Source organism: Alteromonas sp. B31-7, assembly GCF_015767655.1.
Taxonomy (GTDB): Bacteria; Pseudomonadota; Gammaproteobacteria; order Enterobacterales; family Alteromonadaceae; genus Alteromonas; species Alteromonas australica.
In genome coordinates this window covers 3,665,876-3,678,720 of the sequence record NZ_CP065233.1, presented here as the reverse complement: position 1 = coordinate 3,678,720, position 12,845 = coordinate 3,665,876, and the positions used below count along the sequence as shown (strand labels likewise).

Sequence of the window (12,845 nt, the reverse complement as noted above, 5' to 3'; positions counted from 1 at the left end):
AGGTGCAATTTCCTGAACCGTCATAAATGGCATAGGCTAAATTGTTCTTCAACGCATCCAGCGTTACTAAAAGATTGGTGTTCTCGTCCGTGAGAGAAGCTATGTCGTTAGTATATCTTGAACTTGTTACAAACATATCAACTCCGGCAAGCGAATAATTACTGATTAAGTGTTTTTTAAGTTTTTTATAAAAATTATATTGAATATAGTAAGCAAAGTTTTTCGAAAAAGCGCTTAGACAATATATCTATTTTTACTGCACTGACGTGACAATTTGGTGTAAGAGGGCATGAAAAACTCGTCGAAAGAATAATGTTTTTTTGTAAACTTAAAAGGTTTTCTCACTTTGATTATTTTCCATAAATGTGTGCTTCTTTTCATAGATACTGACGATTCGGCCTTTTTCTGTCTTATGCGCTGTTGATGCATACCTCATTCATATTAGAATGAGCCCAATTCATTTCTATTTTTCTTTGTTGGCGTTTCACTTACATGAAAATACTGCACACGTCTGATTGGCATTTAGGGCAAAGCTTTTTTACAAAAAGCCGAAAACACGAACACCAAGCATTCTTAAAATGGCTTTTAAACGTAGTAAAGAAACATGAAATTGATGCCGTAATTGTCGCTGGTGATGTCTTTGATACAGGGACGCCGCCAAGTTATGCCAGAGAGCTTTACCACGGGTTTATCGGAGAATTACAAGGGTTGCAATGTACGCTTGTGGTACTGGGTGGAAATCATGATTCTGTGTCGGTTTTAAATGAAAGCAAGGCGCTACTTAAGTACCTAAATAGCCATGTGATTGCCAGTACTTATGGCGAGACAAGCGAGCAGGTAATTACCTTAAATAACCGCGAAGGGCAGCCAAGTGCGGTGTTGTGTGCTGTGCCTTTTATTCGGCCTCGTGATGTGCTGGTGAGTGAAGCAGGACAAAGCGCCACTGATAAGCGCCAGGCACTGGGCGATGCAATCAAACAGCATTATGCGGCACTGTACCATCAAGCGGTAGCACAACGGGCGGCTTTGATTGAAAAAGCAAAAGGGGCCAACGACGAGCAGAATAACGGGATTCCAATCGTCGCTACTGGACACTTAACCGCGTTAGGTGTCAGCCAGTCAGAAAGTGTGCGTGACATTTACATAGGTACTCTTGAGGGCTTTGACGCTAGAGGTTTTCCGCCCGCTGATTACATTGCGCTTGGGCACATACACAGGCCGCAAAAAGTGGCAAAAACCGAACATATTCGTTATTCAGGCTCGCCGATACCGTTAAGCTTTGATGAGCTCAATACGCAAAAACAAGTGGTATTGGTGGAATTTACGTCGCAAAGTACATCCCCGTGCATCTCTACACTCCCTGTGCCTCGCTTCCAACCCATGGAGGTGATTAAAGGAGACTTACAAGCTATTGAAAAAGCCATCAACGCAAGCGAGGCAATTGCCCAGGCATCAAAGACTGATTCAACCAATGGCGTAGATACTGATAGCAATAAAAGTACGGTGTGGCTTTGCATTGAAGTGGAAACACAAGACTACCTTTCTGATTTACAGCAACGGGTTCAGCAATTTTTAGAGGGCAAAAACGCTGAGATTCTGCAGCTTAAACGGGTACGTCAGCGCACAGCGAAAAGCTTGAGCGAAACGCAAAATGTTCAGCTTAGTGAGTTGTCGGTTAAAGATGTATTTGAAGCGCGTCTGGCCTTGGCGTCTTTAGACGAAACACCTGCGGACACCGTAACTGAAACGATAGAACCACAGTCGAAAAGTACACCGTTGTCGCGTATTGATCGCATTAGGCATTTGTTTTCTGATGCCGTAGAGCTTGTGCATACAAACAAAGAAGACTTAGCAAACAAAGAAGAGACAGAACCGCTAAGCACGTTGAGCGGCAGTGCGTCGGCTTCTGAGCAAAACCAAGCAACACAAGGCGAAGCATAAATGAGAATACTGACTTTACGCCTTAAAAATCTCAATGCCCTGAAAGGAGAGTGGAAAATTGATTTCACTCAATCGCCTTTTATCGACAATGGTTTGTTCGCAATTACCGGCCCCACGGGGGCAGGCAAGACCACGTTGCTAGATGCCATCTGCTTGGCGTTATATCACCAAACTCCTCGTCTTGGTGCTATTTCTACATCGAACAATGACATTATGACTCGCGGCACAGCCGAGTGTTTGGCCGAAGTAGAATTTGATATTAAAGGCAAAGCCTATCGAGCATTTTGGAGTATGCGCCGAGCGCGAGGAAAGGTTGACGGTAACTTGCAAAGTGCTGATGTAGAGCTGGCAGAAGTTGAAAGCGGCGATGTTTTAGCCACGCAAGTGAGACCTAAAAATGAAGAAATAGAAAAACTGACTGGCCTTAATTTTGCGCGCTTTACAAAATCGATGATGTTATCGCAGGGTGACTTTGCCGCCTTTTTAAATGCTAATGAAGGTGACAGAGCAGAGCTTTTAGAAGAGCTGACGGGAACAGAAATTTACGGGCAAATTTCTCAAGCAGTGCATCAACAATTTAGCGATGCCAAACAAAAGAAAAAAGAATATGAATTGAAGCTTGAAGGGGTTACCTTACTCAGTGATGAGCACGTTGCACAGTTAAAACAAGAGCAAGCCAGTACCCAGCAGCGGATAGAAGCATTTAATAAGCAACTAGCCGAATTGCAACAACAGCAACAATGGCAACTTGCAGTAAAAAGCAACGAACAGGCGCTTTATGACGCGAAACAAGCCCAGAATTCAGCGAATGATGCCATTAATGGGGCAGAGCAAACGCTTGCGCGTTTAGCACAAAGCGAACCGGCAGAAAAACTTCGCGTGCCCTACTTACAGCGCAATTCACTTCAACAAGATGTTACCCGCTACCAAAATAGTGTGAACCACAAAGCAGATCAACTACCTGAATTGCAAAGCAAAAAAGGGCAGTTAATTGCAGCCGCTAGTTATGCTGAATCAGAACTCAAAGAAGCCAAAGCGCAAACTGCGGCCCTTGAAAAGCGTATACATGAACACGTCATTCCCCTTGATAGTGACATAGCGCAACATATCAACGCGCAGCAAAAAGCCAAGGAAGCATCACAGCGTTTAACGCAAACGCTAGAACAGCTAAAAACGCACCGTGCGGATACCGAAAGCGCTTCGGCGGAGAATAAATCAACGCTGGCGACATTAGAGACCTTCCTAAGCGAACACAGCGCATTACTCGGTATAGCTGAATTTATGAGTGGATGGGGTGAAACTGCTCGCTACATAGACAACGAGCAACAGCAACTAAAAGCGCTAACGGAAGCCTTAAGTAAAGAAAGGGAAGTGCTAGCCACACTCGATGGCTCAATAGAAGAAAGTCAGCAAGTATTGAGCGTACTGACGGATAATTACAACGCTGAAAAAACGAGGGTAGCCCACTGTGAACAGGCGTTACACGCAGTACTTAGTAACACTAGCAAAGCCAGTTTGCAGCAAGAGCGCGATATAAAGCTAAACCATTGGGACAATTTGGTGCAGCTAGCCCATGTTCAACAGCAATATCTTGTGTGTGAAGAGGATAAAGCGTCTCTTACCGCTCAACAAGATGCACTCGCTAGCACGCTTTTACAGCAACAAGCAGAGCGAAACAGCTTAGTCCAGGCGTATAAAGCAACCCGCAGTAACTTAAAAGATATTGACGCGCTTATTGCCCTTGATGCAGAAGTGGCTCACTTGCGTGCGCAATTAAAAAGTGGAGAACCTTGCCCGGTATGCGGGGCTAATGATCACACCACGTCTAGCGTGACCATAGATGTGCCAGACACCATTGCTAAGCGAGACATCACGAAGCAGCAGCTTGATGACATAGAACAAAAAGGGGCCAAGGCAAAAGACAGTGTCACGCAAACCGAGCTGACGCTTGCCCAAGTGGAAAAGCAACTTACTCAGGCTCACTCACAAAGTGAGGCGCTACTTGTTAAATGGCACAGGATCTCAAACCAACTGTGCACCGATATTCCTCGTTTTAAAGAGGTGAAAGTAGACACTGCCCAAAGTGTGGAGAAGTTTACTCAGCAGTTTAAAACCCGTTTAGATGAAATAAATGTGCAGGTAAAGCATATTGAGCAATGTGAACAGACGCTCAATACTGCAATGCAACGAGCGAGCCAAGCACACACTACTTTGCAAGCTGAACAGTCTGCCCATGCGATGAATCAGCAACAGAGGGAGACATTGGCAAAGCAAATACGCGAACGCCAAAATGAATTGACGCACAAAACCAAGGCGGTTAACGAGAAAGTGGCTGCATTGAGGCAAGATATTAGTGCCCATCATGATTCTTTTTCAGCGAGCGAAAGTGACGCTACCGAAAGCCAAGCACCGGTCGTGGGCCATATTCTTCACTGGTTAAATGAAAAAGCCGACGCGCTTAAAACCTATAAGCAAAAGCAACAGCAGCGCGACGCACTTAAAGACGAGTTGCAAAGTGTTAATGAAACATTACTACTAATAGACCGCGATATCGAAAGTGCGCAGGCGCAACTTAAGGAAGTGTTAACCCAATTAACACAGCACGAAGAGAAATTGGTTGCGCTGCGGAATACCCGCCTAGACATTTTCCCGGAAGCTGATATTGATGAAGCTCGAAGCAAAGCACGAAAAAAAGTCGATGATGCAGAACAACAACTGAGTGACACCAAAGCAGAGCTGCAAAAAACAGATAACGCGTTATCCCGTTTAGAGGCTGAAATTGCGCAGCTCAATGGGCAAATGGCTGAAAAGCAACAGGCGCTCAATGACGCCACTGAGGCTTTTAACGCCAAACTGGCAGACAGCCCCTTTTCCAACGAACAAGCTTTCAGCAATGCGTTACTCGATGAAGAAACCCGAATGGGCTACGTTGAACTTCAAAAGCGCTTAACCCATAAAAAGCAGCAGGCAGACTTGTTAGTAGAAAATGCATTGGCCACCCAAAAGTCGCTGTCAGCTAAAGCGCATGCCGAACGCTGGGCGCAGTCGTTAGAACACCATGGTTCAGAGTGGGTAGGGCTGCAAATAACTGAAATCGCGCAGCAAAGAGATGGGCTTTTATCGTCGTTAGGGCAACTTGAGCAACAACTTCACGCGAACCATCAAGCCCGTGAAAAGCAGCAAAAACTCGTGGAAGAAATGGCAACGTTTGAAGCCTATTACGACGACATTACCTATTTGCATTCGCTTATCGGTTCGGCCAGTGGTGATAAATTCAGGCGTTTCGCACAGGGATTAACGCTAGATAATCTTGTTCAATTGGCCAACCAGCAGCTAGACAAGTTGCACGGTAGGTATCAGTTAAGCCGTAAAGAAAACGAGGGGCTGGGCTTAAGTGTGCTGGATACTTGGCAGGGCGATGTGGAGCGAGACACCAAAACTTTGTCAGGCGGAGAAAGCTTTTTAGTGAGTTTAGCGTTGGCGCTAGCGCTGTCAGACTTAGTGAGCCACAAAACCAGTATCGACTCGCTATTCCTAGATGAAGGCTTTGGTACCTTAGATGCTGAAACCTTAGATGTCGCGCTCGACGCGTTAGACAACCTGAATGCCAGCGGCAAAATGATTGGTGTCATTAGCCATATTGAAGCGATGAAAGAGCGCATCCCCACGCAACTAAAAGTTATCAAACGCAACGGGGTAGGATTAAGTGCATTGGATGCAAGGTATATGGTTGCGTAATATGTAGTGGCTCATATGTGTGATTCATACTAAGCAATTGAGCAGTCATTTCAATTTACTCATTTGCTTTTCTCGGTATTCAGACGGTGATAGGTTTTTAAGCGTTTTAAACTCTTTGTTGAAGCTGGACTTCGTTTGAAATCCGGAGTCAAGCATAACTGATGTAATTGACCGTTTTATCCCCACTAAGATGAACACCTGCTGTCCGCGGGTATCTCCATAACCTTCCTGATAATACTGGTATAGCTATTGCTATTCCAGACCCCAGTTGTGCATGACTGACCACATTTTTAGGGACAAAGCTGGCAACCGTGGAAACACACTTAACTCACATTCTCGTTTTGGATATAAGATAATGAAAAGATTACTATATAGGATTGTCGCGCTTTCACTGGGTTTTGCAAGCCCTCTTGCATTCTCGACCGACGCAGCTCAGGTCTCAGATATGGAGCAGGTTCTTAAGAATCTGGTAGAGGAGAATCAGTTAATTGGTACACAATTTGTGGCAATCGTGAACGAAGAAGGGTTGGTGTCTTTTGATGAATTTTCACAAGAAACGCTACATTTTGACGAAAATAGTCAATTTTTGATTGCCTCACACACCAAGGCGATGACCAGCACTTTGGCGGCATTATTACATGCAAATGAGGAAATCGACTTAAACAAGCCAGTCGTTGGCTATAACAAAAATCTCATCACTAACCACAAGGTAGATGCACAAAGCATCACCCTTAAGCAGCTGCTCACACACACTAGCGGCTTTACCAGTATTCAGCATTCATTTAAAACCGCTTACTTAGGGTATGCCGACCAAGCCGAACTTGTTAACGCTCTAAATTTTAATACATTAGTTGCACCGAATAAGGGGTTCCGATACTCAAACACAGGTCCGATTGTTGCGGCTATGGCGTTCGAGTCAACGTTAGGGAAACCTTGGCAGAACCTGCTCAATGAACGTATTTTCTCACCACTTGGAATGACAAATACCACTCATGAAGTTCCCGACAAAATATTTCCCTCGATTGTCACCGCAAATAATGGCACAAGATTCCTGCAAGGACACTTTAAAACTAACCAAACTATGCACGCATCTGGCGGGCTAACGTCTACAGTCGCTGACCTCAGCCGCTGGCTGCAAGCCAATATTAAGCAAAGCCTAGGCAACGAAAAAGACTCGAAGCTATTTGAATTGATGCACAGCAAACAGGTTGAGCAAGACCGACAATATTTCACTTACCAGAGAACAGGCTACACGTTAGGCTGGGATGTAGCACAATACAATGCTGAGACCTTGCTAACACGCTTCGGCACTTATGCGGGGTACAGCATCCATGTCTCGTTTATGCCTGAGAAAAAAATTGGCGTAATCAGCTTTACCAATCAGGATATTGCCTTTCTCTTACCACACGTCATCGCTAACTACGCATACAACACAATGTTGTCTAAAGACAATACCCAGTCGCTCCTTGCTGAAGAATCACAGCGGTTGCAGCAGTTCATTGACAAACAACGACTGTCTGCACCTTCTCCATCGCAAATCGTGCCTGCAGACGGCAAGGTTAACAGTCTAATTGGTTCTTACATAAATACGCAAAACTGGCCGCAGATGACAATTTATGTTGAAGATAATCAGATAAAGGTAAGTTGGGGCGTATTAGAAGGTGTTCTATTGAACGTTGACGGTGAGTATGTCGCTCACTTTGGTTCCATATCACGCCCTATTACCACATCAATGAATGATGACGGTAAATTCATGCTAACAAACGGTTCACTGGTATACCAGCAACAGTAAAAGGCCAGCTTATTTCACTATTCAATACCAATAATATTTTGTTTCAATCGAATGGATCAAGAAAGCGACTCTATCCTACTATTGCTTCGAAGGACAGGCGCAATTAGACAAATAACGGACATTCTACACTGAGCTTTTTAAATATCCGATTAGGGCCAAAAGCAGACATAAGGCCTTACCCACCCGATAACCTCCAGCATTGAGTGAGAAACGCCTTATTTTATAGTTCTTAAGTGTACTAGCTCAGACTTGATCTGACAGTTACCCGTTTTTCAGGTGTCGCTGTCAGTTTAGATTTGAGCTAGATTCTTCTCAGCCCAAGTCCGTTTCCCATCGATTAATGTTTCCAGTGGCGTTCTGCCACAGCACATTTTGCCCTGATGAGTCCTTTCATTGTTGTAGTAATCCATCCACACGTCCAGATCTTTTTGAAGCTCTTCTAGCGACGCATATAGTTTCTTACGGAACGTAACTTGGTAGAACTCATTCAATATCGTTTTGTGGAAGCGCTCGCAGATACCATTGGTTTGCGGTGACATTGCTTTAGTTTTTGTGTGATCGATGTCGTTGATAGCAAGGTAAAGCTGGTAATCATGGTGCTCTACCTTCCCACAATATTCTGTACCGCGATCGGTAAGTATTCTGAGCATCGGTAAGTCATGCTGCTCGAAGTAAGGCAGTACCTTGTCATTGAGAGCGTCAGCAGCGGTTATCGGCGTTTTGGTGGTATACAGTTTGGCGAAGGCCACCTTGCTGTACGTATCAATGAAGGTTTGCTGATAGATACGACCAACACCTTTCAAGTTTCCCACATAAAACGTGTCTTGCGAGCCTAAGTAGCCGGGGTGAAGGGTTTCTATCTCACCGCAAGCTTCGTCATCATTCTTCTTTTTCTCTAACGCTGCAACCTGCGAATCTGTGAGGATTATGCCGTCATTAGCGACTTTATCTTCTAACGCTTTCAGCCGCTTCTTGAAGTTCTCCAAGTCATGACGAAGCCAAATGGATCTAACTCCACTGCCAGACACAAATATACTTCTCTTCCTAAGCTCATTGCTCGTTCTGTGTTGGCCGTGAGCTGGAAACTCGATAGCGTAATCAATGACAGCTTGTTCTGTCACTTCATCAACGCGGTTTTTAAGATTTGGAGTTCTGCGACTTTTATCGATTAACGAGTCAATTCCACCGTCCTCTACAAGTTCCTGATAACGGTAAAAGGTATCGCGAGAAACGCCCATAACTTTACACGCTCTTGATACATTTCCGAGTTCTTCTGCGAGATTAAGCAAACCTGCTTTGTGTTTAATGATTGGATTGTTAGTATGCAACATGAGAGTTACCTATTTTGTTTTGATTAAAGATTCGACACCTTTATCAAAACGGGTAACTCTCATCTTTTCAAGAAGAAGTGTCAGATTAAGTCGAGACTAATTCATCTTAAGGTGTTAACACCAAGCGACTTTGTCGTATCTTAATTACCAAGCGATTCTGTCGTAAGCGCTAATTACCAAGGGAAACTGTCGGTCACTTTTTTACATGTCTGGTAATGTTCTTTTTTTGAATATTTGAGGCATGTTGAGGATGATCGTGATGGATTCTAAAGCTCAACTAACCGTTGATATTATTGCTAAAGTGGTTGAAGGCAGGATAACAATTGTCAATGCTGCTAAGTTACTCAGCAAGTCTCGACGCACCATTGAACGCTACGTAAAGCAATATCAGCAAGTTGGTATTCAATTCGCTATTCATGGTAACAGTGGTAAAGCCCCACTCAACAAAACGCCGGAATCAATAAAAAAAGCGGTGCAGGTCTTAATCAAAGAAAAGTATTTTGATTTAAATTTGCTCCATCTTGCGGAAAAGCTAGAAACTGATGAACACATTGTCGTGAAACGAGAGACACTGCGTGGTTGGGCACATGATATTCATCATGTTAAACGAGCCAAACGAAGACGTAGCAATGTTCGAAAACGCAGAGAGCGCATGGAAGCACCGGGTCTAATGATGCAAATGGATGGCAGTCCACATCTCTGGTTTGGGGATAAAAAGCACTGTTTAATTGCCATGATTGATGATGCAACCAGTGAAGTCTACGCCGAGTTCTTTCCCTCAGAAACGACGGTTGGTTGTTTGCAAGTGATGCGAGATTGTATTGAAGCCAAAGGCGTGTTCAAAACGCTTTATGTCGATAGAGCCGGTATCTTCGGCGGCCCTAAACGCTGCAACTTCTCACAGATGCAGAGGGCTTGCGAAGAGCTAGGGATTGAAATCATCTTTGCCAATTCACCACAAGGCAAAGGCCGTATTGAGCGAGCATTCGATACCTTCCAAGACCGTCTTGTTCCCGAGCTTAGGCTGAACAATATTAATGATATTGCTGCCGCCAATGCCTACCTTAAACACGTCTTTATTCCGCAGTTCTGGCAAACCAAAATTCAAGTTAAATCAAAACAAGCACCTGAATTTACGCCTCTGTCGAAACACATCAACCTTGATGATATCTGCGTCATTAAAGATCACCGCAAAATACGTAATGACCATACCTTCAGTTATGGCAACAAGTTCTACCTAATAGATTCACCGCTCAAGCACTCCATTACCAATCAGAAAATCGAGATAAGGAACACGAGTAAAAAAGGGTTTACCGCTCACTTCGCTGGTCGCAAACTGAAGATCTCGGAAGTTAATGAACCAAGCAAACTGGCATCAGAAGACTTGGCAATACAGAAGAAACTTGAAGTATTAGCGTTAATCGAAAAGCTTGGAAGTGTCAGCGCTGCATCGCGCCAAAGTGGCGTATCACGGGACACTATTCATCGACACTTAAGACTGGTTAAGCAAGGTGGCCCTGCCGCACTAAAACGCCAAGAAACACCTGATGTGCGTCACAAAAACTGTGTGGATAAGGCGATAGAAGACGCCGTTGTGCAATTCTCAATTGAACACCCTCACCTTGGTCAGCAGAAAGTCGCGATAAAGCTCAGTGAAGCCCTAGGTGTTGATATTAGCGCGGGCGGTGTGCGTAGCATTTGGCTAAGAAACAATATGAATACCACCGCATTGCGAGTCGAAAAATCTAATGCTCTGGCTGAATCGGCATAAAAGATAGCCAGTTTAGCAACTGGCTGATATGCTATTTACGACAAAATCGCTCGGTAATTAGACCGACATAATCCCTTGGTAATCACACTAATTCATCTTAAGGTATTACAGCTGCGGCTCCGGATACTGTAAAACCTAGGTTGTAACATACTTGGGAGCCCAAAGTGTATTTCTCCCATTCTTCTTCAGAACAATTTGAAACATGTAAGAAATGAAAACCTTTGAATCCTGTCGATACTAGCAACATGTAACTGGCTTCCTTTTTAACAACGGTACCTGTAAAAAATGAAGCTTTACCATCTTCACTAACAATCCCACGGATAGTGTTTCTCGTAAGTGGAGGCATCCTGTAGCCTCTGATTTTATTGATAAACGTTTTGAAATCCTCGTACTTATTATTTAAGTAGAGCTGTCTTGAATACCATACGTGATTAACAATGTTTCCATCACCGTCGGTAAATGACTTTCTCCAGTGATACTCAGCTTTATCATCTTTGCCATCGGCAAGTATGGTAGAGTAAATAAGAGCGAGTTTCCCATGAGCTATTTTGTCATTATGGTTTGCTTCCAAAACTCTGCCATACACGCTCAAAGCCTTCTCAACTTCCCCTTTTGATAAATAAATGTCTCCCAATGCGCTAGCCAGATGACTATTTCCATTGTTAATGGAGAATGCCTTTTCTAATGCATTTGTTGCTCGTTCGTTATCGTTGAGTAGCAACGCTATCTTGGCATCTAATTCAAGCAAAACATCGTTGTCCGGGTTTGACTTTAAGGCACTTTTTGAAGCTTGCTTCGCTTTATCGGTTGCGTCAGAAATCAATTCGTCATCCTCTGTTGTTAAAGCATCCTCCAAGCGCTGAATCGCGATTTTGCACATGGTGCTATGGCCGTATGAAGAATCAGAAGCAGATTGCGAAGATTCTAAAGCTAATCGACTTGCTTTATTATATAACCTTTCTCTTTCTAATCCTTTTGCTTTACCAGCTTTAATCAACTCTAATTCAGCCCACGTATGAGAAATTGAATTATTATGATGACCGTATTCTCTAGCAAGACTCAAATATTTCTCAGCTAATGAAAGTCTTTGAATACTCGAGCGCATATAAAAAATCGCAAACTGCTGATAGTAATAATCATCGTGGTCGCATACGCTAAAGCTCATTTTATAAATTTTCTCTATATCCAGAGGATTTCCAAAAACACTATTTAAGTGGCGATATTTAATCAATTCCCTAAATGCGGCTCTATCTGAGCTATACCCAATGTCTAATGATTGAAGTAAGCTTAAGTAGGAATGCAGCTTTTCATCATCAGTCGATAAGGCGTGTGAAAACACCATTTCAGCTATAGACGGATGCCTAGCTTCGTAAGAAATATCCTGAGTAAGAGCCCCTGTTACGTGCAGCACGTTTTCGAGAGGCTCAAAAAAGGCATCTTTGAATGCCTCAAAATCAATATTGTGAATACGATGGATTATTCCTGCTCTAACGGGAATACCAAACTGATTCATTATGCAAACTGTTCTATATATTAATTGGGCTTTTCGTTCAGCAATGTTGTCATATTCATCTTGAATTATTTCGACAAAGCTTTTTGCCATGGTTGCTTCATGCAACATGACCAATAACTGCCTTCCTAATCTATTGGAAAACGCACTTATTTGCTCTTCTTTGCTGAGGTCTTTTAACGCTCCCAGACACTCATGCTTATCCAGCTTGTAAATTAAATCATTTATTTCACTTGGAGAAAGATTTCTCAATTCAAAGGTGTTCGTAAGGAATCGATTCAAGGCAGAACACTCAGTGTTCCAAATATTAGTTCTTTCAGCAACAAAACACGTTATAGGTAGATTTGCCCGTTTAAATTTGGTCAGTAATAACAATAAATCATGGACATGAATTGAAGCTTTGTCTAAAAATAGACAAATTCTTTCGCCTACTTTTTCTGCAATTTCAAAAATTGCATTTATGTCTAGACTCTCGTTTGAATTCCAAAACAGGCAAATTCTTTCGTAATCTATCGCTGAATCATATGCAACTCTTTTAAGTACGACAGACTTTCCACATCCCGCTGGACCAGAAATATTGAATAGCTCGACTTTGTTACTTTTCTCAGATTCTTCTGCCAACACAACATCTGAAATAATCTCATCTGATAATCGGCGCCTAACATCAAGCTCTTCAATTATTGGGGACCACCCATTCGAATAACCTCGGTAAAATAGGTTGGGTGAGCAATGTTCATCAAGGTAAGCGATCAATATAGACCC

General features: G+C 43.2%; 7 protein-coding genes. 4 read left to right on the top strand and 3 right to left on the bottom strand.

Features of this window, described 5'->3' with window-relative positions:
• Positions 1–492 precede the first annotated feature (492 nt).
• Positions 493–1,941, top strand: a complete 1,449-nt coding sequence (sbcD, locus tag IUA53_RS16035; RefSeq protein ID WP_196897424.1) for an exonuclease subunit SbcD — start codon at positions 493–495, stop codon at positions 1,939–1,941.
• Entirely contained in the window at positions 1,942–5,679 is a 3,738-nt protein-coding gene (locus IUA53_RS16030; protein ID WP_196897423.1) for an AAA family ATPase, read from the top strand. It begins immediately after the preceding gene.
• Positions 5,680–5,724: 45 nt separating this feature from the next.
• Here IUA53_RS16030 and IUA53_RS20525 read toward each other — a convergent pair whose 3' ends face one another.
• A complete protein-coding gene (locus IUA53_RS20525; protein ID WP_414630859.1) occupies positions 5,725–5,865 on the bottom strand; it encodes a helix-turn-helix domain-containing protein in 141 nt (46 codons plus the stop codon).
• Between the two features lie 169 nt (positions 5,866–6,034).
• On the opposite strand from IUA53_RS20525, the gene IUA53_RS16020 reads away from it, so the two are divergent.
• The gene (locus IUA53_RS16020) at positions 6,035–7,471 is read left to right on the top strand and encodes a serine hydrolase domain-containing protein (protein ID WP_196897421.1); all 1,437 of its coding nucleotides are present in this window, start codon (positions 6,035–6,037) and stop codon (positions 7,469–7,471) included.
• 290 nt (positions 7,472–7,761) lie between these two features.
• Here IUA53_RS16020 and IUA53_RS16015 read toward each other — a convergent pair whose 3' ends face one another.
• Entirely contained in the window at positions 7,762–8,802 is a 1,041-nt protein-coding gene (locus IUA53_RS16015) for an IS481 family transposase (RefSeq protein ID WP_069945679.1), read from the bottom strand.
• Between the two features lie 250 nt (positions 8,803–9,052).
• Between IUA53_RS16015 and IUA53_RS16010 the strand changes: the two genes are divergently transcribed.
• The gene (locus tag IUA53_RS16010) at positions 9,053–10,573 is read left to right on the top strand and encodes an ISNCY family transposase (RefSeq protein WP_196897420.1); all 1,521 of its coding nucleotides are present in this window, start codon (positions 9,053–9,055) and stop codon (positions 10,571–10,573) included.
• Positions 10,574–10,670: 97 nt separating this feature from the next.
• On the opposite strand, the gene IUA53_RS16005 is transcribed toward IUA53_RS16010, so the two are convergent.
• Positions 10,671–12,836: a tetratricopeptide repeat protein gene (locus IUA53_RS16005; RefSeq protein ID WP_348655126.1), complete on the bottom strand. Its 2,166-nt coding sequence runs from the start codon at positions 12,834–12,836 to the stop codon at positions 10,671–10,673.
• Positions 12,837–12,845 lie beyond the last annotated feature (9 nt).

Bases quoted from the DNA above. Each gene is read 5' to 3' on its own strand.
- IUA53_RS16010 (WP_196897420.1), top strand. From the start codon at position 9,053: ATGATCGTGATGGATTCTAAAGCTCAACTAACCGTTGATATTATTGCT.
- IUA53_RS16030 (WP_196897423.1), top strand. From the start codon at position 1,942: ATGAGAATACTGACTTTACGCCTTAAAAATCTCAATGCCCTGAAAGGA.
- IUA53_RS16015 (WP_069945679.1), bottom strand. From the start codon at position 8,802: ATGTTGCATACTAACAATCCAATCATTAAACACAAAGCAGGTTTGCTT.
- IUA53_RS16020 (WP_196897421.1), top strand. From the start codon at position 6,035: ATGAAAAGATTACTATATAGGATTGTCGCGCTTTCACTGGGTTTTGCA.
- sbcD (WP_196897424.1), top strand. From the start codon at position 493: ATGAAAATACTGCACACGTCTGATTGGCATTTAGGGCAAAGCTTTTTT.